This window comes from Adlercreutzia sp. (genome assembly GCF_056795635.1).
This window is the reverse complement of record NZ_JBQIIT010000010.1, coordinates 66,127-89,441: the sequence shown is the minus strand read 5'-3', so window position 1 is coordinate 89,441 and position 23,315 is coordinate 66,127. Positions and strand designations below refer to the sequence as shown.

21 protein-coding genes, 3 tRNA genes and 1 other RNA gene are annotated in these 23,315 nt (G+C 65.5%); 3 read left to right on the top strand and 22 right to left on the bottom strand.

All coding sequences use genetic code 11. The features are described from left to right. Nucleotides 1-388: 388 nt before the first annotated feature. Complete coding sequence (locus tag ACTOXK_RS07725; RefSeq protein WP_482278644.1) at nucleotides 389-1,873, top strand: CCA tRNA nucleotidyltransferase; 1,485 nt, start codon at nucleotides 389-391, stop codon at nucleotides 1,871-1,873. Between the two features lie 111 nt (nucleotides 1,874-1,984). Beyond that, the gene (locus tag ACTOXK_RS07720) at nucleotides 1,985-3,763 is read left to right on the top strand and encodes an FAD-dependent oxidoreductase (protein ID WP_482278645.1); all 1,779 of its coding nucleotides are present in this window, start codon (nucleotides 1,985-1,987) and stop codon (nucleotides 3,761-3,763) included. A gap of 73 nt (nucleotides 3,764-3,836) precedes the next feature. On the opposite strand, the gene ACTOXK_RS07715 is transcribed toward ACTOXK_RS07720, so the two are convergent. From ACTOXK_RS07715 to ACTOXK_RS07655, 13 genes are all read right to left on the bottom strand, one after another. Next, a complete protein-coding gene (locus ACTOXK_RS07715; protein ID WP_482278646.1) occupies nucleotides 3,837-5,234 on the bottom strand; it encodes a helix-turn-helix transcriptional regulator in 1,398 nt (465 codons plus the stop codon). A 46-nt stretch (nucleotides 5,235-5,280) separates the two neighbouring features. Continuing rightward, on the bottom strand, nucleotides 5,281-6,030 hold the full coding sequence (locus ACTOXK_RS07710) for a sulfite exporter TauE/SafE family protein (protein ID WP_482278647.1): 750 nt from the start codon (nucleotides 6,028-6,030) through the stop codon (nucleotides 5,281-5,283). A 163-nt stretch (nucleotides 6,031-6,193) separates the two neighbouring features. Continuing rightward, nucleotides 6,194-6,270: transfer RNA gene (locus tag ACTOXK_RS07705), tRNA-Glu, on the bottom strand. 52 nt (nucleotides 6,271-6,322) lie between these two features. Next, nucleotides 6,323-6,399, bottom strand: a tRNA-Glu gene (locus ACTOXK_RS07700). Nucleotides 6,400-6,420: 21 nt separating this feature from the next. After that, a tRNA-Gln gene (locus ACTOXK_RS07695) sits at nucleotides 6,421-6,494 on the bottom strand. A gap of 139 nt (nucleotides 6,495-6,633) precedes the next feature. Next, nucleotides 6,634-7,344, bottom strand: coding sequence for a TetR/AcrR family transcriptional regulator (locus tag ACTOXK_RS07690; protein ID WP_482279468.1), 711 nt, complete (start codon nucleotides 7,342-7,344; stop codon nucleotides 6,634-6,636). Between the two features lie 90 nt (nucleotides 7,345-7,434). Then, nucleotides 7,435-7,818 carry a cytochrome c3 family protein gene (locus ACTOXK_RS07685; RefSeq protein WP_482278649.1) on the bottom strand — a complete coding sequence of 128 codons (384 nt, stop codon included), beginning with the start codon at nucleotides 7,816-7,818 and terminating at the stop codon, nucleotides 7,435-7,437. Between the two features lie 4 nt (nucleotides 7,819-7,822). Further along, the gene (locus ACTOXK_RS07680) at nucleotides 7,823-9,511 is read right to left on the bottom strand and encodes an FAD-dependent oxidoreductase (protein ID WP_482278650.1); all 1,689 of its coding nucleotides are present in this window, start codon (nucleotides 9,509-9,511) and stop codon (nucleotides 7,823-7,825) included. A gap of 269 nt (nucleotides 9,512-9,780) precedes the next feature. Next, nucleotides 9,781-10,635 (bottom strand): bifunctional hydroxymethylpyrimidine kinase/phosphomethylpyrimidine kinase, encoded by an 855-nt coding sequence (gene thiD / locus ACTOXK_RS07675; RefSeq protein WP_482278651.1) that lies wholly within the window; start codon nucleotides 10,633-10,635, stop codon nucleotides 9,781-9,783. A 6-nt stretch (nucleotides 10,636-10,641) separates the two neighbouring features. Beyond that, complete coding sequence (locus ACTOXK_RS07670; RefSeq protein ID WP_482278652.1) at nucleotides 10,642-11,238, bottom strand: cysteine hydrolase family protein; 597 nt, start codon at nucleotides 11,236-11,238, stop codon at nucleotides 10,642-10,644. 69 nt (nucleotides 11,239-11,307) lie between these two features. Continuing rightward, nucleotides 11,308-11,958 (bottom strand): thiamine phosphate synthase, encoded by a 651-nt coding sequence (gene thiE, locus ACTOXK_RS07665; protein WP_482279891.1) that lies wholly within the window; start codon nucleotides 11,956-11,958, stop codon nucleotides 11,308-11,310. Nucleotides 11,959-12,119: 161 nt separating this feature from the next. After that, the gene (thiC, locus tag ACTOXK_RS07660) at nucleotides 12,120-13,478 is read right to left on the bottom strand and encodes a phosphomethylpyrimidine synthase ThiC (RefSeq protein ID WP_482278571.1); all 1,359 of its coding nucleotides are present in this window, start codon (nucleotides 13,476-13,478) and stop codon (nucleotides 12,120-12,122) included. 154 nt (nucleotides 13,479-13,632) lie between these two features. After that, nucleotides 13,633-14,259 (bottom strand): thiamine diphosphokinase, encoded by a 627-nt coding sequence (locus ACTOXK_RS07655; protein WP_482278570.1) that lies wholly within the window; start codon nucleotides 14,257-14,259, stop codon nucleotides 13,633-13,635. 48 nt (nucleotides 14,260-14,307) lie between these two features. Between ACTOXK_RS07655 and rnpB the strand changes: the two genes are divergently transcribed. Beyond that, nucleotides 14,308-14,678: RNase P RNA component class A (gene rnpB / locus ACTOXK_RS07650), an RNA gene on the top strand. A gap of 248 nt (nucleotides 14,679-14,926) precedes the next feature. On the opposite strand, the gene ACTOXK_RS07645 is transcribed toward rnpB, so the two are convergent. From ACTOXK_RS07645 to murC, 9 genes are all read right to left on the bottom strand, one after another. Beyond that, the gene (locus tag ACTOXK_RS07645; protein WP_482278569.1) at nucleotides 14,927-15,748 is read right to left on the bottom strand and encodes a DivIVA domain-containing protein; all 822 of its coding nucleotides are present in this window, start codon (nucleotides 15,746-15,748) and stop codon (nucleotides 14,927-14,929) included. 57 nt (nucleotides 15,749-15,805) lie between these two features. Beyond that, entirely contained in the window at nucleotides 15,806-16,063 is a 258-nt protein-coding gene (locus ACTOXK_RS07640; RefSeq protein ID WP_482278568.1) for a YggT family protein, read from the bottom strand. 63 nt (nucleotides 16,064-16,126) lie between these two features. Further along, on the bottom strand, nucleotides 16,127-16,951 hold the full coding sequence (gene sepF, locus ACTOXK_RS07635; protein ID WP_482278567.1) for a cell division protein SepF: 825 nt from the start codon (nucleotides 16,949-16,951) through the stop codon (nucleotides 16,127-16,129). Between the two features lie 115 nt (nucleotides 16,952-17,066). Then, a complete protein-coding gene (locus ACTOXK_RS07630; RefSeq protein ID WP_482278566.1) occupies nucleotides 17,067-17,759 on the bottom strand; it encodes a YggS family pyridoxal phosphate-dependent enzyme in 693 nt (230 codons plus the stop codon). Between the two features lie 5 nt (nucleotides 17,760-17,764). Further along, on the bottom strand, nucleotides 17,765-18,592 hold the full coding sequence (locus tag ACTOXK_RS07625; RefSeq protein WP_482278565.1) for a purine nucleoside phosphorylase YfiH/LACC1 family protein: 828 nt from the start codon (nucleotides 18,590-18,592) through the stop codon (nucleotides 17,765-17,767). Nucleotides 18,593-18,607: 15 nt separating this feature from the next. Beyond that, entirely contained in the window at nucleotides 18,608-19,729 is a 1,122-nt protein-coding gene (gene ftsZ / locus ACTOXK_RS07620) for a cell division protein FtsZ (RefSeq protein WP_482278564.1), read from the bottom strand. 208 nt (nucleotides 19,730-19,937) lie between these two features. Continuing rightward, on the bottom strand, nucleotides 19,938-20,978 hold the full coding sequence (locus ACTOXK_RS07615; RefSeq protein ID WP_482278563.1) for a cell division protein FtsQ/DivIB: 1,041 nt from the start codon (nucleotides 20,976-20,978) through the stop codon (nucleotides 19,938-19,940). Then, nucleotides 20,971-21,924: a UDP-N-acetylmuramate dehydrogenase gene (gene murB, locus ACTOXK_RS07610; protein WP_482278562.1), complete on the bottom strand. Its 954-nt coding sequence runs from the start codon at nucleotides 21,922-21,924 to the stop codon at nucleotides 20,971-20,973. Before murB ends, ACTOXK_RS07615 begins: the two co-directional genes overlap by 8 nt. A gap of 8 nt (nucleotides 21,925-21,932) precedes the next feature. Then, the gene (gene murC, locus ACTOXK_RS07605; RefSeq protein ID WP_482278561.1) at nucleotides 21,933-23,315 is read right to left on the bottom strand and encodes a UDP-N-acetylmuramate--L-alanine ligase; all 1,383 of its coding nucleotides are present in this window, start codon (nucleotides 23,313-23,315) and stop codon (nucleotides 21,933-21,935) included.

The window sequence follows — 23,315 nt, the reverse complement described above, 5'->3', positions numbered from 1 at the left end:
GAATGTCCGTCTGACGCCCGAGATCTCTCTCGGGCACTCCATCCTCAGTATCCGGTTGTCAAGGTTCCGCGGGCCTCGCCCGCCGCCGTCTCTCGCGAGCGACGCAAGGAAGTACTTTACGCGCTTCTCCGATCGGTGTCAACTCATTCACAAAGTCTTGACAACTTCGCTTTCTCGTCGACCGCCACGAAGGACGCTTACGAGGTTGCCTTTCGCACTTCCAAAAAAGGCAACTTGTTCATAATACCTGTCTTTTCCGAAAGCGCAAGGGGTCAATTTGAGATTTCTCGAAAACCTTTTCTTATCCGATAGCGCCGGAAATCCTTTCGCAAAGAGAGACCGCTATACTGGGTATTTACGGTTCTCCTCCTATTCAAAGGACACGCCTATGGCCCGCATCCATCGCAACCCGAACACCAGTGCCCGCCCCTTCCGCATTGCAGGGGCCGGCACTCCGGCAGGCGCCGCGCACGGCGGCGCGATTCCCCTACCCGAGGTCGCCTGCGAGGCGCTGCGCATCCTGGCGGGAGCCGGGGGCGAGGCATGGTGCGTGGGCGGCTGTGTGCGCGACGCGCTTCTGGGGCGACCCGTTCACGACGTCGACCTGGCCACGAGCCTGCCGTGGACCTCGGTGCAGGAGGCGTTTCGCACCGAGGGCTGGGACACGGTGGAGACCGGAGTGGCCCATGGCACCCTCACCGTCGTCCGCGACGGCGAGCCGCTGGAGATCACCACCTACCGCTGCGACGGCACTTACAGCGACGGACGGCACCCCGATGCGGTGACACCTGCTGCCACCATCGAGGAGGATCTGCTGCGACGCGACTTCACCGTGAACGCGCTGGCCTACCATCCCGAGCGCGGCATCATCGACCCGTTCGGGGGCGCGGCGGACATCGAGCGCGGCGTCATCCGCTGCGTGGGCGATCCGACGAGCCGCTTTTCCGAGGACGCCTTGCGCATCTTGAGGGCCTGCCGTTTCGCCTCGCAGCTCGGATTCGCCATCGAGGGGGCCACCTTCGATGCCATGCTCGCGTCGAAGCACCTGCTACGCAAGGTGTCGGGCGAGCGTGTCTACCGCGAGCTGGAGCGCCTTCTGTGCGGCGACTACGTACACGACGCGCTTATGGAGACCGCGGACGTGCTGGCCTTCGTGCTGCCGGAGCTGGTGGCCATGAAGGGCTGCGAGCAGGTGACGAAGTACCACATATATGATGTACTGGAACACACGGCCTGGGCGGTGCAGCGCACGCCGCCTCGGCCCCTGCAGCGCTGGAGCGCGCTGTTCCACGACATGGGCAAGCCGGCGGCCGCCTTCTTCGAGGAGCGCGACGGCGGGCGCGTGGAGCACTTCTACGGCCATGCCGCCGTGAGCGTCGTGCTGGCCGAGGGCGTTATGCGGCGCCTGCCCTTTCCCGCCTGGCTGCGGCGCGACGTACCTGTGCTCGTGCGCATCCACGATGACGTGGTGCCCCCCAACACGCGGGCGGTGCGGCGCATGCTCGGGCGCCTGGGTGGCCGCACCGACCTGTTCGAGGCGCTCTGCGACATCAAGCGGGCCGATGCGCTCGCCCAGGCCCCCTTCTGCGCCCCCCGGGCCGATACAGCCGAGGAACTGCGGGCCCTGATGCGCCAGATTCTGGAAGATGAGTCCGCGTTCAGCGTAAGGCACCTGGCCGTCAACGGGAACGACATCGTGGCGCTCGGCGTGGAGGCAGGACCCGAGATCGGACGCATCCTGAACGCGGCCCTAGACGCCGTCATCGACGAGCGCGTACCCAACGAGCGAGAGGCGCTGCTGGCCTTCGCGAAGAGCGCAGCCGAACGCGACTGCATTTTACCTGATCGCAATCGTCTAAGCGCAACTGTTTAGACGATTGCGAAAAAATGAGCGTCGCTGATAATACCCAAGCTTCGGTTATTTCCCTAGACTCCCCTTCGTACCGAGCGGAAGGCCGCTCATTCACCGTCGAAAGGGGACCCTATGAAAATGGAGGGATACGTCTCGAGAAGGAACTTGATCAAGGGCACAGTAGCAGCTTTGGGTGGCGCGGGCCTTGCGTTAGCAGGCTGTTCAAAACCACAGACCCAAGAGAAGGCACAGCTTATGCCAGGCACCTACACGGGCGCCGCAATGGGCCGCGCGGGAGAGGTAGTCGTCGAACTTACTGTTAAAAACAACTGCGTTGTGAAGGCAGCCATGGTAGCGAGCGCGGAGACAGCCGTTATTTCTGAGAATGCGGCGAAAAAGGTACTCGGCGACATCGTCGAGCATCAGACGCTTAATGTAGATACCGTCTCGGGAGCAACCCTCACGAGCATGGCAGTGCGAAGCGCCGCCGAAGAAGCACTCAGCCAAGCAGGAGACATTTCGGCATTCGAGAGTCCGGCAGACTACCCCACTCCTGAATGCGAAGACTGCGCCTGCGACGTCGTGGTGATCGGAGCCGGATCGGCGGGAATGAACGCCGCCTCCCGTCTGGCAGATGAGGGGGCTAACGTCATCCTCGTCGAGAAGCAGGGATTCCTAGGCGGCGGCGATACCATGTTCGCCTCAAGTGGTCTCGCCGGCGGCGGTGGATACACCGTCTATAAAAATGACATTGAGGGCGCCTCCGAGCAAGACTACCTCAATACAAAGTTGAGTGCTGCGGAGAAAAGCGGACTGCCCGTCGACATCGATTGCCTCACCGCCTACTCGCTCCGAAGCGGCGATGCCGTGGATGCATATATCAGCATCGGGGTTCCTTTTGGCAAGTTCGCAAAATTCTCCAATACCACCATCGACGGCTCCTCTCCTGGCACGCATATCATCAAGCACCTCTCCGAGCAAATGGATGCAAAGGGCATCGACTACCGTCTGAACACATCGCTCGTCTCTATAGCACAAGCAGGCGACGAGGTTACAGGCGTTGTCGTTGCCAATGAAGCTGGACAATACGCGATATCCGCCGATGCCGTCCTCCTCGCATGCGGAGGCTTTGGCAATAACGAGGAAATGCTCACCGCATACGCCGACGCCGGCGATTATTGCGGACTGCCACATTCCGGCTCTGCCTCGGCTATGGGTGACGGCATCCTCGCAGCCGAGGCCATCGGAGCCGCCCTTGGCAACATGACGGCCATAAAAGCGAACAACATCTGCCATATTACAGACAGCGGAGCCGTTATTTCCCTTGCCGCCATCCAAAGCATCGCCGTGCTTGTCGACAATACGGGAAAGCGCTTCATCAACGAGACCGACTCGACCGTTCACGAGAAGTCGGATGTGGAGCTCACTCTTCCGAACCAAGAAGCGTGGGCGATCTTCGACCAGAAGACCATCGACGAGAAAAAGCTCATAAGCGACTACAACGATCTTGGCTATTTCGCATCTGGAGAATCATGGAAAGCTCTGGCGGGCAACATGGGTTTAAGCGACGAGGCGCAGACCGCCTTCGTTGACACCATGGAACGATGGCAGGCCGTCGGAGAAGGTAATGTCGAAGAAGAGTTCGGCGCGACGGTTGCAAGTACCTTCCAAAACCCGCCCTATTACGCAGCCCTCGTCAAACCCGCCATGCAGAGCACCTATGGCGGAGTGTGCACCGATGCGGCGGCAAGAGTGCTCGACGACAAAGGAACACCCATCCCGGGGCTCTATGCGGCAGGAGCCGTTTCCGGACACGGATGCTTCGGCAACCAGGTCGGCAACGGTCTGACCATCGCCTCCGCTTTCGGCATCATCGCAGCTGAAACCATTTTGTCTGACTGCAACGCCTAAGGCATCGAAACGCCGGCGAACATGGCGCCAGGCCTTCGGAGTCTGGCGCCATGCCGAAAGGCCAACGGAGGAGTCAGTGAATTTGGCGATCCACGAGTTCATCCAACTCCTTACGAGAGTGAACCCCCAGCTTCTTATAGATACTGCTTGTATGCACACGCACTGTGCTCTGCGCCAGAAAAAGTTCCTCGGCGATCTGAGCAGTGTCCTGCTTTTGGGCAAGCATGAGAAACACCTGCCCCTCTTTGGGTGTGAGACGATACTCCTCGGCAATGCGTGCGCAGGTGGCATTGCGAGGATCGACGTTCTGTTCGCGCCAACTGAACTTATCAACGACATTGCGATCCTGAACGAGCACGATGCTCGCGATGACAACCACCACAACCATGACGATGGCCAGAGCAGGCGTGGAGGCCGCACTGTCATGAAGTTGCCCTGCAACGACAAGCCCCAATCCCTTGCCGGCCTGCAGAAATACCTTGTATAGGCCAGCGAAAAGCCCCGCAAGGTACACGGCAGAGATATTAAGTTTGTACGCCGTGATACACGCGACAGCGTACACGAGGATGAGGTATATCTCACTGCTTGCGTTCACGAGAACAAACGACGAAATGCCCAGATGACTCACGAAGAACGCACCGATGAGGCCCGCCACGACAAACGGCGCCGCCACTGTAACGAGATATTTAAAGCTGAACTGCCTATAGAAGAACAGGGCAGAGAGCAGCACGAGCAATTCCGGTATACCCATCCCCACCTTGCTCACCCACGTAAACATATTTTGCCCAGTAACGGCATCGCCAATGCCGAATGCCAGAGCGAAGGCGGAGAGGGCGACGATGAGTTTCCAGGGAATGGCGGGCCAATGGGTCATGGCGACGGGGAGGTTGGGCAACGGGATCGAGCAGAATCCCTTGAAGAGCATGAGCAAGCTTCCCGCAGGCAGCAAGCACAGAACCACATCGAGACTTCCGGGAACAACGATCTGATCCAGTCCCCAAATAAGAAGGGCGACGAAGTAGGAACCCGTCCAAGCTATCAACATACTACGCGCGGTAAGACAACCGTACAGCTCGAGCCAAAGGAGAAAGAGCAGCGCATAGCCAACGCCGCCCAATACAATAATCGCAATAGCCCAGCCATCAGCAATGGGAAGGGCGGGGGCCCAGAGAGTGAGCGCGCTTGTGCCGATCGTCAACGTGAGTGCAGCCGCCGCGACCGAAGGGCGCTTGAAGAATGGGGCGAAACGCCGAGCGAGGATGAAGAGGAGGAGAAACCCCAGTATTTCCCCTAAATCGAAGAGCAAGTGCCCTTGATGCTTCGTATAAGCGGGATAGGCATCGGAGTAGCAGACGAGGGACAGCATCCACCAAAGCCATGCGCGAGCGAGCCCGCATCCAAGGAAAGCGACAGCCACTTTCGGAACAGTACCTAGACGGTCAAAGAGCGCTCTTACGGTATCCCAGAACATATAGACCTGCTTCCTGCCTCTACCTGGAAGCATTATAGCGAAAGCCCTAGGCGAGGAGGTCGGATACGAGCTTGGCGGCGAACAGGGCGATGACCACGAGCATGACGGGGCGCAGGACGAGGGCGCCCTTCTTGTCGAAGAAAGTGGAGCCGAGCCAGTTCCCCGCGATATTGAAGGCCGCAGCGGCGAGCCCCAGGCCGACGAGCACCTGGCCGTTGGCAAGGAACACGGCGAGGGCCGCCGCATTGGTGGCCAGGTTGATGGCCTTGGTGGTACCCGCGGCGCACTTCACATCCTGGCGGCCGAGGGCCGTGAGCAGCAGCATGAGAATGGTACCGGTGCCCGGCCCGTAGAAGCCGTCGTAGACACCCACGGCCAGGGCGATGGCGCCGGTGGCCAGAAGGGCCCGGCGCGGTGACAGCGGATGCTCGGAGAAGCGGTTCAGGTCCTTGGCGCGAAACACGAGCACGGCCACAGGCGGCAGGGCCGCGAGCATGAACACCATGAGTGCCGTGCTGTCAGCGAGCAGGGCTAGATTCGCCCCCGCCACCGAGCCCGCCAGACCGCACGCAACGCCCACGGCGACGAACCGCTTCACCATATAGCCGAAGAGCGCATAGCGCACCGTTGCCACAGCGGTGCCCAGAGTGCTCGACAGCTTGTTGGTGGCAATAGCGGCGTGGGCGGGAAGACCGGCGAAGAAGTAAGCGGGAAGCGAGATGAGCCCTCCCCCGCCGGCGATGGCATCGACGAAGCCGGCGATGAGCGCCAGCGGGCACACGATGAGAAACTCCACGGACGCCCCTTCCTCCCTCGTTGCCGGCCCTCAGGCGCGGCCCGCGCGGATGCCCGAGTGCTCGGCAACGCGGGTCGCCTCCGCGGCCGCCCCTCCCGCGTTCGGGAGACACCAGGCCGCCTGCACATGAAAAGAGCCGCCCGAAGGCGGCCCGGAAAGTTCATGGTAGCTCCGACCGGATTCGAACCGGCGACCTCCGCCTTGAGAGGGCGGCGTCCTAAACCGCTAGACGACGGAGCCACGTGGTGCGCTTCGTAAAAGCCGGGAGGGTGACCTCCCGGCCCGAATTCCCTGGTAGCTCCGACCGGATTCGAACCGGCGACCTCCGCCTTGAGAGGGCGGCGTCCTAAACCGCTAGACGACGGAGCCACGTAGTGCGACTTGCTAAAATGGCTGGGGTGGAAGGAGTCGAACCCTCACATACGGCACCAGAAACCGCTGTCCTGCCATTAGACGACACCCCAACGACACTTCTTTGCAAGTACCGCCGAAGCGGTAAGCGCAAGTGAATATATTAATGATGGCAGAGCCTTCCGTCAAGACCCAATTTCATGTTTTTCAGAATCTGCGGGGAACGGCGACGACGCGGCGAGAAAGGCGGCCTCACAGCCCCTTCGCCCCTCGCTTCTCAGGAGTGCGCCAATTGCAGGGATCGGGGGCAGCAAGGGCCCTGACGCCTTGGATGATGATCTCCACGCCGTTGGCGAACGCCTCGTCCGTGTAGGCGTCGGCCACGATGCGCTGCCAGAGGGGGCGGCAGTCGCCAGCCTTGCCCCCCGTCCCGTCGACGCCCTCCCGCTGCCCCCTCACGGCCGCAGCGGCGATAGCGTTACCCGTAAATCCGGTGAGGTAGGCATCCACCATAGCCCATGCCTGGCTGAGAATAGCTTCCGGCATATCCTGGGATAGATGGAGATTGACAATCTTCTCGGTGTGGCGCGCGAGGCCGTCCACAGTGGCGACGGATTCTACCTCGATCGAGGAAAGCTGCGGGTGCTCCATACCCTCCCGGTAGATGGAGGTCATGGTGCGGCGCAGGGTGTCGTCCCAACGCTCCCCAGGAACCGGATCGGTGTCCATCGTGGCCATGAACCGCTCGAGCACGGCGCAGAGAACCTCGTCGCGGGAAGCAAAGTAGCTGTACACCGCCATGGCCGACACGCCCAGCTCGCGGCCGAGCGCGCGCATGGTGAAGGCACCGAGGCCTTCGCGCTCGATGAGCTCGGTCGCCACCTGGACAATATGGCCGCGCGTGAGCGCCGGGCGCTCCTTGGCGGCCGGGGCACGTCCCATGGAAGCAACTCCCTTCTCCATCGCGTTTCTCTCATAGGGCAAGTATAGAAAAGCGGCGCGTCCACGAGGGGCGCGCCGCTTTCTTTCCCATCCGAAATCCAGACCCGGACCCTAGACCGCCTGAAGCGCGGTGCCCGGACCCGTCTCGGGGTTATGGGGCCAGCTGTGGCAGTTGTCGCACTGGTTGTCGGTGACCTCCTTATCTCGGGCGTGGCAGTTCACGCAGGAGTTGGGGCCGCCGTGAATGGAGCCGTGGGGATTCGACAGGCCGTAATCGGCCGTGGTCTCGGCCAGGGCGTCGTAGGAGCCGCCATGGCAGGACAGGCACTGCTCGTCGGAGACGTACAGGCCGTCGCCCGTATCTGCCATCTCGGTATGGGTGTCACCGGCGCCGGCGTCCTTCGCGGGCTCGGCGGCCGGGGCACAGGCGGCCAGAGCCGCGCAGAGGGCCACGACGCAGGCCATGCCGGCCAGCTTGATCATGTTCTTCTTCATAGGACTACTCCCCCTTCATCGCATGCTCGGCGGCCACATAGCCGAAGGTGATGGCACGGCCGATGGACGTTCCCGGAATATGACGCGGGTAGTTGCCCGCGAAGAAATTGCCCGAGGCGTTGCCCACGGCATACAGACCGCCGATGACCGCATCATCGGTGTCGAGCACCTGGCAGTCGCCGTTGATAGTAAGGCCGCCCACCGTGGCCAGCACGCAGCTGTTGGTGGTCAGGGCGAAGAAGCGCTTGCCCGTGAACGGCATGGTGGTCATGAGATCGCGGTTGAAGTCCTCATCGACGCCCTTCTCGAAAAAGCTGTTGTAGCGTTCGATGGTGGCGGCGAGGTTGTCCCCGTCGATGCCGCAGGCGGCACCCAGCTCCTGGGGTGTGGCGCCCTCGAAGAGCCAGCCCTTGTCCTTGAACTCCTGGATGGTGGCGTCGTCGGCCATGCCCTCCATCATGTTCTCATCGAACACCTCGAAGCAGCCGGCACCGTAGCCGGGCTGGGCGTTCTGGGCGTTGGACACGCTCTGGAACGGCAGGTCCTCGCGGACGAAGCGCTTGCCCTCGGGGTTGATCATAAGGCCGAAGTAGATGGCGTTCCACGTGCGGGCATCGAAGAACGAGTCGGGATTGCCCCAGCGGAAGTTCATGACCGGCTGCGGGCAGGGATCCATCTGGGCGCCCACCTTGAGGCCCATGAGGTGGCCGTCACCCGTGGTGCCCCAACCGGGATTCCACCAGCTAGAGGTGGCGTAGTCCTCGGGACGGGTCCAGGCTTCCATGAGCTCGGGGTTGGCATCGTAGCCGCCCGTGGCCAGGATGACGCCCTTGGCGGCGTTGACGCGTCCGTAGGTGCCGTCGGCATTCTTCACGATGATGCCAGTGACGCGGTCGCCCTCGCGCACGAGCTGCACGGCCGGGGTGGAGAAGCGCAGCTGGAGGTTGTCGTACTGCTTGGCCACTTCCTGCATCTCCAGGCACACGTAGATGCCCGAGTAGCCGGAGCGCACACCGGCATCGGGCGGCAGACAGGGGCTGTCGTAGAAGCCGAGCTCGGTATCGATGAGCTGGGTCATAGCCGGCATGCCGTTGGTAGAGGGAGCCTGCTCCACCTTGCTGATGACGAAGCCGTTGGCGCCCTTGTCGAGCATGGCCTGCCAGAAATCGGTGGCCTCGCCGGAGCGGTCCACATAGGTACGGGTGGGTTCGGGGCGCACACGCCAATAGGCGGCGCGGTACATCTCGTCGAGCAGGTGCGTCGGGTTGATCTCGGTGCCCTCCTGGCACTTGGCATTCACGGCGCCGAAGCACTCGAAGCAGCCGCGGCCCTTGGTCATCTTCTCGACGCAGATGACGTTGGCGCCCTCCTCGGCGCCCTTCAGGGCCGCCATGAGGCCGGCGATGCCGGCACCAACCACGACGATGTCGCAATCCTCGGTGGCCGCCAGCTCATCAGCGGCGATCTCGCGGTCCTCGAATCCCACCGGGCCGCACGGACCCGGGCAAGCGGCCTTCTTCACGGGCACCCAGTTGGTCTCGTACGCGAGGCCGTAGGCGTTCTCGGCCGCGGCGCCCTCTTCGGCGGCCACCGCCACGCCCGCGCCGCCCAGGGCGGCCATTGCGCCCGCGGCGATGCCCATGGTGCCGGCGCCGCGCAGGAAATCGCGTCGGGATACGCTTCTCTCCTTCATGGTTCCTCCTTCTCTCCCCGAACCCGCCTCTCGGGTTCGCCAGATACCTCAGACCCGTCCTTTCCTTCAATGCCACACGGGCCTTACACTGTAAAGTTAACAGTGCAATGCGCATCATAGCGACTTTACTTTACATTGTAAAGAGGTTGAAGAGACAAAGGAGCCCCCGCCGAGGCGGGGCCGATGGGGTTTCGCGGAAAACCCGATAACGGAAGACAGGAGAAAGCGAGCCGGAGGCCCCGCCGATGACGAGGAGCGCGAACGCGAACCTAGCAGGGCACCGGGCCGTACTGCCACATGTGGTTGAGCGGCCCGCTGCCCCGTCCGATATCGAGCCCGTCGGCCAGGGCTCCGGCCACGTAGGCCTTGGCCTGGCGCACGGCCACATCGACGGCGAAGCCCTGGGCCAGATTGCAGGCGATGGCCGAGGAGAGGGAGCAGCCGGTGCCGTGGGTGTTGCAGGTCTCGATGCGCGGCCCGCGCAGCCATATGTGCTCGCCATGGGCCAGGCGCAGGTAGTCGTCGGCCGTGTCGGGCTCTCCCACCCCGTGGCCTCCCTTCACCATGATGGCGGGCATGGGCGCATCGCCGTCAGCGAAGTCGGGCGCCGTTTCCCGGGCCGCCACGATGCGGTCGGCGATGAGGTCGGCGGCCCGCTCCACATCGGCGGCGCAGGCAATGGCCATGCCCGAGAGCACTTCGGCCTCGGGGATGTTCGGCGTGATGACCGCGGCCCGGGGAAACAGCGAGGCCATGAGGGCATCCACGGCCGCATCGGCGATGAGGGCCGAGCCGGAGGTGGCCACCATGACCGGATCGACGACGATGTTGGCGGCATCGTGGCGCGCGAGGCCGTCGGCGATGGCGCGGACGATGGCCGGCGACGAGACCATGCCGATCTTCACCGCATCGGGACGGATATCCTCGAACACGGCATCGATCTGGGCACCCACGAAATCGGGCTCCACATCGAGCACTCCGGTCACGCCGAGGGTGTTCTGGGCCGTGAGCGCCGTGATGACGCTCTCGCCGAAGAGCCGGTGGGCGACGATGGTCTTCAAGTCGGCCTGGATGCCCGCCCCGCCGCTGGAATCGGACCCGGCAATGGTGAGAACTGCTTTCATGGGGGCCTACCCTTCGATGAACTTCACGGCCTCATCGGTATCGATGACCTTTGCAGCGTAGCACACCTTCATGTACTCGATGCCCTCTTCCTGGTTTCCCACGAGGAAGGTTGCCGTCGCGTCATCCACCACGATGATATTGAAGTTGTTGAAGTAGGCATCGGCCACCGTGTGCTTCACGCAGATGTTGGTGTCCATGCCGCAGCAGATGAGCGTGTCCACCCCCAGCTCGTTCAGCAGCAGGAGCAGCCCCGTTTGGAAGAACCCGCTGTAGCGGCGCTTCTCCACCACATAGTCGGTGGGCTGCGGGTCCAGCAGCGGGGACGTTTGAGCCTGGGGCGTGCCGGCGATGCCGTGGTTACCCCACAGGGCCAGCTCGCGGTCGATGCCGGGCAGGTGCGCGTCGTTGGAAAAGATGACGGGCATGCCGGCGGCGCGGGCGGCCGTAGTCAAGCGGGCCGTCTGGCGCATCGGGGGCAACAGCAGCGCCTCCAGAGGCGTGCCCGCGGGATCGCCCAGCTCGTCGATGACGAGCAGGGCGCACCGCGCGCGGTCGATGGCGTCCAGGTCCACCAGGTCGTTATGGTTCTCGTCTCCCAGCATGTTGGTCTTCCTCTCTCGATGACGGCCGAAAAGCGGCCCGGCCAGGGGTTTGCGGCCCGCGCCCCTCGGTTAACGGGGCAGCACTTCGTCTATGATACGGGAAAGCTCGCGAGTCGCCGCCGCTATATCGTCGGCGGCGAAGATGGCGCTTACCACGGCGGCGCCGTCCACGTTCAGGTCGGCCAGAAGCGGCAGTGTATCGCCATTGATGCCGCCGATGGCCACGATGGGGATGTTCACCGCGGCGGCGATGGCGCGGAACTCCTCCGGCGAGAGCACGCCGGCCTCGGGCTTGGTGGCCGTACCGGCAACGCCGCCCACGCCCAGGTAGTCGGCTCCGGCCGCCTCGGCGGCGCGGGCCTGGGCCGGCGTCTGCACCGACACGCCCACGATGGCCTCGGGGCCGAGCAGCGCCCGGGCCCGCTCGCAGGCCATGTCGTCCTGGCCCACGTGCACCCCATCGGCTCCTGCGGCCCGCGCCACTTCTACCTCATCATTTACCACAAAGGGCACCCTGGCCGCCCGGCACAGGGCCAGAAGCTCGGCGGCCTCCGTGCGCAGCATGTCCCCATCGGCCCCCTTGTGGCGCAACTGCACAAAAGTGGCACCGCCCTCAAGCGCCTCTTCCACACACGAGGCCAGGGTACGCTCCCCCAGCCACGCATTGTCGGTCACCGCGTATAGGCGCAACGCGGCCTTCAGGTTTTTCTTATCGAACATGTTCTTACCTCCCGGGTTGAACCCATGTCAGCGAGGGTCCGATAGGTGCCTGGAATTGCCCCGCCTTCGCACCAAGTTGGCTTCGGCCAACGCCGCGTGCGAAACAAGGGGCAAGGCCAGGTGCCTATCGGAGCCACAGCGTCGGCTTAATTCGTTGTCCGTCAGGACAACGAAACAGTGAGTCCATCCATGATGTCGTTCACTGTTTTCATGGCGCACATCTTGCCGCACATGGTGCAGGTGCCCTCGGTGGAGGGCGGGGCGCTCTCGAAGACGGCGCGGGCGCGGGCCGGATCCAGGGCCAGGTCGAACATCTCGTCCCAGGCCACGCGGCGCCGGGCATCGCTCATGCGGTTGTCGCGCTCGCGGGCACCGGGCACGCCCTTGGCGATGTCGGCGGCATGGGCGGCGATCTTCGTGGCCACCAATCCCTCGCGCACATCGGCCGCATCGGGCAGGCGCAGGTGCTCGGCCGGGGTCACATAGCACAAAAAGTCGGCGCCCGCGGTGGCCGCAATGGCCCCGCCGATAGCGGCCGTAATGTGATCGTAGCCAGGGGCGATGTCGCACACGAGCGGCCCCAGCACGTAGAAGGGCGCCTCGTGGCACAAACGCTTCTGCAGCTTCATGTTGGCGGCGATCTCATCGAGAGCCATGTGTCCCGGGCCCTCCACCATCACCTGCACACCGGCATCCCAGGCCCGGCGCGTGAGCTTCCCCAGTTCCACCAACTCGGCGATCTGAGCGGCATCGGTGCCGTCGTAGCCGCTGCCGGGACGCATGGCATCGCCCAGCGAGATGGTCACGTCGTGCTCGTGCAGGATGGCCAGCACCTCGTCGTAGTACTCGTAGAAGGGGTTCTCGCGCCCCGTGGCCTCCATCCAGGCGAAGATGAGGGAGCCGCCGCGGGACACGATGTTGGTCAGGCGCCCCGTCTCCTTGAACGATTCGATGACCCGGCGGTTCATGCCCGCGTGGATGGTGACGAAATCCACGCCGTCCTCCGCGTGGGCCCGCACCACTTCCAGAAAGTCCTCGGGCGTGATGGCGATGAGAGCCTTTTCCAGGTAGCCGATGGCGTCGTACATGGGCACCGTGCCGATCATGGCCGGCGACTGCTCGATGAGCTTCGTGCGGAAGGCACGGGTCTTGCCGGAGTTCGACAGATCCATGATGGCGTCGGCCCCCAGATCCAGGGCCACGGCCACCTTCTCCCACTCCGTCGCCTCGTCGGCCATATCGCCGGAAATGCCGAGGTTCACGTTCACCTTGGTGGCCAGCGGCACGCCGTCCAAGGTGGAGCCCACGCCGCCCGGCGCCAGACTTGTGTGGTGAATGTTGGCGGGAATGGCGATGCGGCCCGTGGCCACGGCGGCGCGGATGGCCTCGGGCTCGCGGCCCTCGGCGGCGGCCACGGCGGCCATCTGGGGCGTGACGATGCCCGCTCGGGCATAATCGATCTGAGTGACGGGTGCGCCCGAGGCGGCGCAGGGTACGGCGGTCGTGCGATCTTCGATCATGGAACTCCCTTCGTTGGCATTACCCACAGCAGGTTCGGCGGGTCGAGGCGTATGCGGCGCCTCCTCTCAGCCTGCCCGGCCGCCCATGCGGCTGCAAGCTCCCCAGGTATGCGGTTGTGATATCAGTATAGGGAATGGCCCCGCGCCCGCGGCCCTACAGAGGCAGGAACACGGCCAAGGTGCCGCTTTCGACGGAGATACGGGCGGGGGTGCCCACGAACTCGTTGGATAGGCCCCAGCTCGTGCGGTTCGTGAGCGCAACGCCGTCGAGCCCGTACTTCAGCCCCTCCTCCACGACGCCCGTGGACACATCGGTGAGCGAGAAGACCGACACAATGCCCTCGTCGGCCGCCTCGATCAGCAGCTCGCCCGGCCCTGCCAGCAGCGCGACGCGCTCGCGCTCCCCCACGGCCACCACGTCCAGCCCTCGCTCGGCGAACGAGGCCAGAAGCGACAGATTCGCGAGCGTGTGATCGAGCCGGCCGCCGAGGGCCCCGTAGACCACCGCGGCCGCAGCCCCGCGGGCCACGACCTCTTCCAGGGCCAGCTCCATGTCCGAAGCGTCCTTTTCGGGAGGAAACCTGCGCACGGGCACGCCTTCGGGCACATAGCTCAGCGAGTCGAAGTCGCCCAGAGCCAAATCGGGCACGCGCCCGAGGGCCTCCAGGGATGCGAAGCCGCCATCCACGGCGATCACACAGTCGAACGCGCCCTCCCTGTCCCAGGCGACGAAATGGGCGCCGTTGAAATCCGAGGCGCCGACTAGAGCGTAGGTGGTCACGAAAGTCCCTTCTGGCAAGTTCCGTCCTTTCTGCTACAATACCACAGGCGAGCGGGCCAGACGGCCGCGTGCCCTTCGGGGTGCGAGGAAAGTCCGGGCTCCGCAGGGCAAGATGCCAGCTAACGGCTGGGCGGGGCGACCCGACGGAAAGTGCCACAGAAAAGAAGACTCCCCCGCATGAAACGTGTCGCCTGCGCGGCACGCACGAAACGGGAGAAAAGCTGAAACGGTGCGGTAAGAGCGCACCAGCGCGCTGGCAACAGCGCGGCTTGGTAAACCCCATCTGGAGCAAGCGCAAATAGGAGCGCCATACGGTGGCCCGCCGTGCGCTCGGGTTGCGTGCTAGAGGCGCGAGGCGACTCACGTTCGAGATAAATGGCCGTCCCCGACAGAACCCGGCTTATAGGCCCGCTCGCCTCTCTTGTTTCACCGTTGCTGACGCAACGGCGAACGGGGCCGATGCTGCGGTTCCGACGGGCACCTGCCCTTCGCATTCAAAACTTACCTTCGCGTACCAAAGTACGCTCAGCCGTTTTTCAAGCGAATTCCAGGCGCCTGTCGGAACCTCGCTGACTTCCTTGGGCGAACCTGCAGGACAAAAAGAGAAATATAAAAAGAACCGCCCCTCGGGACGGTTCTTGCATACCTGGGAGATTTTCTCGGCTGATTAATCGATTTCCTCGAACTCGAAGTCGTCGGCGTCGCCGAAGCCGGAGAGGTCCTTCTCGTAGGCCGAGGCGACCGGCGTGGCGGCGGCCACGGCCATGCCGGTGGCGGCCGGAGCCGCGGGGGCAGCCGGGGTCACGTAGGACGAGGGGGCCACGTACTCGTCGATCTCGAAGGTGCCGGTCATGCCGGAAGCCACATCGTAATCGCCGTCGCCGGCCGCAGCGGCAGCCGCGGGCACGTTGGCACCGATGTCGGCCAGCTTGCGGGAGGCATCGGAGATGATGTCCTTCAGCAGGTCGGCGTACTCCTCGCGGGCATCCTCGCGGTCGTCCTGGAGCTTGCGGATGGCGTCGATGACGTCTTGGCGATCGGTGTTGGCACGATCGATGATGCGCTGAGCCTCATCGCGGGCGTCCTGGATGGTCTCCGTGGCGTTCGCGTTGGCCTTGGCCAGGATCTCGTCAGCGGAGCGCTGGGCGATGATGAGGGCCTGGGCGATGGCGTTGTCGTCGGCGCGCTTGTCGTTGAGCTGGCGCTCCAAGTCGGCAATGATGGCGTCCTTCTGGGCGAGCTGGGCGTCGAACTCGGCGGTGTCCACCGTGGAGACGGTCTCGGAGATGGCCACCGTGGCGGAGGCCGGAGCGTCGAAGCCGCTGAAGCGGTCCTCCTCCAGCTGCGCCTGCAGGTGGGCGATGGTGTCGTTCAGCACGTCGATCTCGTCGGCCACGTGCTCGAGGAAGACATCGACCTCGTCGACGTCGTAGCCCTTGCGATCGATGGAGAAGCTCTGATTGTGGATGTCAGAAGCGGTGATAGCCATGAATGTTACCCTAGCCCTTCTCGTTCCCGTTGTTGTCTGTATGCCGGTCGTCTGACTTTAGAAGAGCACTACCAGCAAGTGTACCCCGAATTGTAATACAAGCAAGGCGATGATGGGGGTTACGTCCACCATACCTCCAAGGGGCGGAATCAATTTCCTGAACAAATTCAGGTACGGGTCGCACAGTTTCCCGAGGGCCCGGTAGATGTCGCCGATAATGCCCGTCTGCGTATTCGGTAGCCACGACATCATCACATAGACGAAGATGATCATGGAGTACGCATCCGCCAGACGGACGAGGAGAGAGGTTAGCATGGGTAAAGCTCCTTAGAACGCTTCGCGGCCCCGGTGTTGCCGGGCCGTTTCGGAGGGGACGGCCTAGACGAGGCCCTGGCTGCGCAAATACGAGCGCTCGGCCTCGGACAGCTCGTTCACGCGGGTGAGGGCGAACACCTTGTTGCCCACGCACTCGACGCTGGCATCCAGGGCGCTGGCCACGCCGAAGGAGAAGTCGAGGATGCGCTTGGAGAGGGCATCGGGCGTGCCCGTCAGGCAGAGCACCACGGCGTCGCCGAGCTTGAGGGCCGTGGAGACCGCCTCGGCGTCGTTGTAGGCCGCGGGCTTGATGACCTTGAGGGTGCGGGAGGGCGCCGTGCGCGAGCCGGAGAAGGCGCTGGCCCCCGTGAAGCTGCTGCGGGCGGCCGGGCGCTCCTCGGCCGGCGCCGGGGCCGTGGGCTCGAACAGCGAGTTGAGCCCTTCGGAGCGGGCCTGATGGGCCGCCGAGGCCGCAGCGGAGGCGGCGGCGGTGCCCTCGGGGGTCATCTGGGGCGGCAGCGAGGAATCCACCATGGTGCGGAAGGAGCTGGAGCCGGAGGAGCGGCGCGAGCTGACGGCGTTGTCATCGGGCAGGGACGGCACCTGGGTGCGGGCCCGCACATCGTCGATGGACACGAGGCGCGGCATGGTGGAGCGGCCCGCGGAGCGCGCACCGGGCTCGCGGGTGGTCACCGAGTCGTAGCGGTCGAAGGAGCTGCGGGACGAGGTGCGGGTATAGCTCTCGTCGTAGCCGTACTCGCCGTAGTCCTCCCCCTCGTCGTCGTACTCCTCGTAGTCGTCGTAGTACTCCTCATAGTCGTCCTTGCGACCGAAACCCAGTTTCGACTTGATATCGCCGAACATGCGCTTGCCGTCGTTCAGGTCCATGGGGCCTCCTGCTTCGTTTCCGCGGCGACCCGCAGTCGCCCTTGCTCGTATAAGGTCTCAGGGACGCAAGCGAGCGCCCTGCCGTAAGCCACCCACCATCATAGCAGGTTCGCCGCTACTCCTCGAAAGAATCGCTAAAGATAGCACGGCCAACGCGCACCATGGTGGCGCCGCAGGCGATGGCGCAGGGCCAATCCTCGCTCATGCCCATGGACAGCTCGGTGAAGACCTCCGCCTCCGCACCGTCCAGGGAGGCGCGAATCTCCCCCGCCAGGGCTGCAAGCCCCCGGAAGGCGGCCTCGGCGGCGGCAGGATCGCCCTGGGGCGCCATGGTCATGAGGCCGAGCACCCGCAGATGGGGCAGCACCGCCAGCGCCCGCACGAGCTCGAGGGCCTCCTGGGGGGCGACGCCGCTCTTGGAGGCCTCCCCCGAGACGTTCACCTCCACGAGCACGTCCTGCACCGTGCCGAGACGGCCGGCCGCCTCGTTGATCTTCTGCCCATGGCGCAGGGTGTGGAGCGAGTGGATGAGAGCAGCCGCCCCCACGATATCGGGAATGCGCCGCGACTGGATATTGCCGATGAAATGCCAGCGCACTTCGGGGAACTGGGCGGCCCGGGCCACCAGCTGATCGGGGCGGTTCTCCCCGAAGTCCCGGGCGCCGGCCGCCAGGGCGGCGGCCACGCCCTCGGGGCCGACGGTCTTCGACACGGCGATGAGGCGCACGTCGGACGGCTCGCGCCCGCACTGCTCGCAGGCCGCGGCCACCTCGATGGCAACGCGGCGGTATTGGTCTTCCACGCTCACGGGAATCACCTTTCCAATCGACAGGCCAGGGCTCCATGGCGGCCGCAGCGGCCGCCCGAGGCCCGATAGGAGAAGTACTGCTCGGGATGGCACTGGGTGCAAATGCCGGCCTCGGCCACACGGGCCCCATCGATGCCGATGGCGGCCAGATCGGCCCGGATGGCGGCGGCCATGGACACGTGGCGCCCGTCGGGCCCCACGCAGGCAGGACCGAAGGCATCGCGGAACCGGGCGGCCACGTCGTCGCCCACCTCGAAGCAGCAGGGGCCGATATGAGGCCCAATGTACACGTTGATCTCGGAGGCATCCACCGAGGCAGCCGCGGCGAGATCGACGACGGCCGCGCTGGCGATGCGGCCGACGCACCCGCGCCAGCCCCCATGGGCCACGGCGAAAGAGCCGTCGGGGGCCACGGCAATGATCGGCGTGCAGTCGGCGAAGCAGAGCAGGGCCAGCGTGTCGGGCACCGTGACGAGGAAGCCGTCGGCCCCCTCGGCCGCTGCGGCCCGGGCGGCCTCGCGGGCAGCGGCGCCCGCTTCGCGCACGGAGACGATGCGGGTGCCGTGAACCTGGTTGGCGGTCACGACCGCATCAGGACCGACGCCGAGGGCCCGGGCGGCCCGGGCAACGTTCTCGGTCACAACCGCAAGGTCGTCGCCCACATGGCCGCCAAGGTTCAGGGAGCCGTAGCACCCCTCGCTCACGCCGCCCTCACGGCCCGTAAAAGCAATGCGCACGCCCGTGAGGCGGGCGAGCGCATTGTCGGTGAGCACCGGGATGGCGCCCAGATTCATGTTTTCGAGCCGCGGCAGCGGCAGGCTCGTCTGCGCCATGGCGAAGACGGCGGCCTAGCGCTGGCGCTTCAGGAAGTCGGGGATGTAGTCCTCGTCGGCGAAGCGGTTCGCCGGGGCCGGAGCGCTGAAGGTGACCGGGGCCTGCTGAACCGGCTGGGGAGCCGGGGCCTCGGTGGGGGCGAACAGGTCCTTGCGGGAGAAGTCCATGGACGACTGGGCCGCGCCCACCTTGAAGCCGGTGGCGATGACCGTGATGCGCACGGCATCGCGGAGTTCCTCGTCGATGATCTGGCCGTAGATGATGTTGGCGTTGTCGTCGGCGCAGGCCTCCACGGTGCGGGCCGCCTCGGACACCTCGGTCAGGGTGAGGTCGGGGCCGCCGGCGATGGAGAACAGCACGCGGGAGGCGCCGGCGATGGAGGACTCGAGCAGGCTGGAAGAGGTGGCCTGCTGGGCGGCGTCCAGAGCGCGATTCTCGCCCGTGGAGATGCCGATGCCCATCATGGCCGTGCCCGCGTCCTTCATGACCGTGCGGATGTCGGCGAAGTCGAGGTTGATGAGGCCGGGGATGGTGATGAGGTCGGTGACGCCCTGGATGCCCTGGCGCAAGGTATCGTCGCAGATGCGGAAGGCATCGATCATGGACGTCTTCTTATCGACGATCTCGAGCAGACGATCGTTGGGGATCACGATGAGGGTGTCGACCTTCTGGGAGAGCAGGTCGATGCCCTGGTCGGCCTGGTTGCGACGGAGACGCCCCTCGAAGGAGAAGGGCTTGGTGACGACGCCCACGGTAAGGGCGCCGATCTCCTCGCGGGCGATCTCGGCCACGATGGGGGCCGCACCCGTACCGGTGCCGCCGCCTTCGCCGGCAGTGACGAAGACCATATCGGCCTCGGCCAGAGCCTCGCGGATCTCCGCCCGGCTCTCCTCGGCGGCCTGGCAGCCCACCTGGGGGTTCGCGCCGGCCCCGAGGCCGCGCGTCAGCTCTTCGCCGATGTGGATGGTCTTGTCGGCATCGGACATGAGCAGGGCCTGACGGTCGGTGTTGACCGCGATGAACTCGACGCCGCGCACACCGGCCTCCACCATGCGGTTCACCGCATTGGTACCGCCGCCGCCCACGCCGACGACCTTGATGACCGCCAGATGCTCTCCGCCAGGGATATTCGCCATTGTTGTTTCCTCCACACTAGCTGCGTTTCAATGCTGCGTTGCAATCGTTCTTCGCGCACCGCGGACGGCACGCCCACAAGGCCGCTCTTCCGAACGGCTTTTATGTGGGGATATTGTACACGATGAGGTGCCCTTTGCAACGATGGGCGCGGCTAAAGGATTGTCCACGTCCATGAATACGACAGAACAAGCCGCGAAGGGCGGAACATCATACGGCTCGCCAGGTGGGGCGGTCGACGACGCGGACGTTGATGTAGGCCACCTTGCCCGGGTGCTCCGCCATGATGGTCAGGCAGATGCGCTCCTTGTCGCGAATGTCCTCGGCGGTGCCGAAGGCGATCTCGATGCCATTGTCGAGGGTGAGCAGGGTGGAGGCCGCGTCGGTAGCCGATACGGTCTTGACCTGCTCGGCCAGTTCCGTGGACAGGCCGTCGAGGATGGCCAGGGCGTTGCTCACGTTCCCGTCGGTGCAGTAGGTACCCACCTCGGGCGTGAGGCCGAAGGGCACGTCCTTGATGTGCAGCACGGCATCGGCGTCCTCGAAGATCTGGGGGCTGATGGACTGGCCCAGCTCCGAATCGCGGGCGGGGATCTCCATGAGCCACATGCCGTCGGAGGCGATGGCCCACATCTGGGTGGTCTTGGCGTTGTCGGCCGCCACGTCCACTACCGCGGCGATCTTGCGCTCGGTGACGGCAATTTCCAAGGTATTGGGGAAGAGGCGGTTCACGCGCACGCTCTCCACCCAGGCATCGCGCACCACACTGTCCTCGATGGCGCCGGTGTCCACGTTGAGCAGGGTGGTGCCCTGGGGCACGGCGGCCAGGATGGCCATCTCCTCGTTGGTGAGGTGGTCGGCGCCGGTCACCTTCACCGATTCGATGGTGAAGGCCGGCGAGAAGTACAGGCAGCCGTAGGTGCCCCCGAGGAGCACCGCGGCCACGACGAGGGCCACGAAGATACGGAAGCCGCGAGAGCGCTTCGGTCGGGCGATGGTGCGGGGCGTACCGCCCCGCCGGGCACTCCCCCGACCCTGGTCCAGATCGCCCAGGCGCACGGAGCTCACCGAGCCGCGGCCACCCCTTCCGGACCGGGAACCGGTGCGGGGCACCGGCGCCGAGGCAGTGCGGGCGGTCCGGGCGGGACGGCCCGGGCGGGACGCGGCCCGCGGGGCGCGATCGGACGCCGTGACGATGCGCCGGGCCGCCCCCTTGTTGTAGCGGGGGTTGTTGGCACCGCGCCTAGCCATGGCGCTCCTCGCGGCCGGGGCGGCCGGCCCCGTCGAAGCCGACGAGGCGCACCTCGGGCACGAGATCGACGCCGTAGTTGGCCCGCACGCAGCGGCGCACGTGCTCCATGAGAGCGCGCACATCGGCGGCCGTGGCACTGCCGGCATTCACGATGAAGTTGCCGTGCACGTCGGAGACCCGGGCCCCGCCCACGCTGGCCCCCTTGAGTCCGGCCTCGTCGATGAGGCGGCCCACCGAGGCGCCCTCGGGGTTCTTGAACACGCTGCCGCAGGTGGGCAGCGCCAGAGGCTGGGTCTGCTGGCGCCGGGCCAGATTCGATTCCATGCGGTCGCGCAGCTGGAAGGGGTCGGCGGGCACGGCGGCCAGCTCGCACTCGAGGATGGCCTCGTCGGGAGCGAAGGAACTCGTGCGGTAGCCCCAATCGAGCTCGGAGCCGCGACGGCGCAACAGGCCCCGGCCGGGCCGGTAGGTGGTGACCGTGACGACGCGCTCGCCGATCCACTCCTCCCGGGAGCCGGCGTTCATGCGCAGAGCGCCGCCCACGGTGCCCGGCGTGCCCACGGCGAACTCGAAACCGCCGAGGTTGCGGCGGAAGGCATCCTGGACCACGGAGGACAGAGTGGCTCCGGCCCCCACCATGAAGCGGCCGTCCTCGAAGCGCGAGGAGCGGAAGTCGCGGCCGAGGGCGATGACCACGCCGGAGAAGCCCTCGTCGGCCACGAGCACGTTGGAGCCGCGGCCGAGCATGATCCAGGGCATGGCCTCGGCGGCGCACACGTCGATGAGGCCCGTGAGGGCCCCGATGGAGTTCGCCCGCACGAAGAAGCGGGCCGGGCCCCCGATGCGGTAGGTGGTGTGGCGGCTCATGGGCTCGTTGGGATAGACGTCACCATCGAAGCGATCGTCCACGAGCAGCGACTGGAGCGGAGAGGCGTGACGGGCCATGGGCTCCCCTAGCGTCCCAGCTCGTCGACGAGCTGCGGGGCGATGGCGGTCACGTCGCCGGCGCCCATGGTGATGATGAGGTCGCCGGGCTCGGCGGTTTCCACGAGGGCGGGCACCACATCGATGCGACGGGGCACGTAGCGGGCGCACGGATGGCCGTGCTCGATGATGGGGGCGAGGAAGGTCTTGCCCGTGATGCCCGGTACCGGCGCCTCGCCGGCGGAGTAGACGTCCATGAAGGTGACGCTGTCGGCTCCGTCGAAGGCGGCGCCGAACTCGTCGTGCATCACCTCGGTGAACAGGGCCGCCCGCGAGTAGCGGTGGGGCTGGAACAGCACGTGCACCCGCTTGAAGTCCAGGGCCTTCGCCGCGGTGATGGTGGCGGCGATCTCCGTGGGATGGTGGGCGTAGTCGTCCACCACGGTCACCCCGCCGGCCTCGCCGGCCAGATCGAAGCGGCGGCGCACGCCGGAGAACTCCGCGAGCTTGTCGGCGGCCTCGGCGACGTTCAGGCCGAGGGCCGCGATGAGGGTGAGCACCGCAGCGCCGTTGGCCACGTTGTGCAGGCCCGGGTTCTGCTTGATGCGGCTCGCCACCACGGTGCCGTCGGGCAGGCGCAGGGTGAAGCGGGTACCCACCCCGGCCGTTTCCCAGCCGGTGATGCGGGCGTCACACGCCTCGCCGAAGCCGTAGGTGGTCACGGCGCGCCCCGTGGAGCGGGCCACCTCCACAAGAAGCGGGTCGTCGCCGCACACGACGAGGGGGCCGCCCTCGCGCACGCCGGCCATGAACATGCGGAACTGGTCGCAGATCTCGTCGAGGCCCGCGTAATGGTCCAGGTGGTCGGCCTCGATGTTGGTGACGATGGCCGCGGCCGGGGACAGGTAGGTGAAGGACTTGTCGGACTCGTCGGCCTCCACCACGTAGTAGGCGCCGGTGCCGGAATGGGCGTTGGTGCCGTAGGCCCGCACGATGCCCCCGATGAGGAAGGTGGGGTCGCAGCCCATGGCATCCAGGGTGCTAGCCAGCATGGAGGATGTGGTGGTCTTGCCGTGGGTGCCGGCCACGGCAAGGGTGTCCAGATCGCGGCCGAGATGGGCGAGCATCTGGGCCCGGTGGCAGATCTTCAGGCCGCGGCGGCGGGCCTCGATGAGCTCGGGGTTGTTCTCCAGAATGGCCGTGGACACCACGACAAGGGGGTCGCCCGCAGGGATGTTCGCGCCGTCCTGGCCGATGAACACCGTCACGCCGGCCTCGCGCAGCTGCTTGGTGTAGCGGCTCTCCTTCAAGTCGGAGCCGCTGACTTCCATGCCCTGGTCGTGGGCGACCCGGGCGATGCCGCTCATGCCGACGCCGCCGACACCGATGAAGTGGAGCTTGTCCGTGCTCAT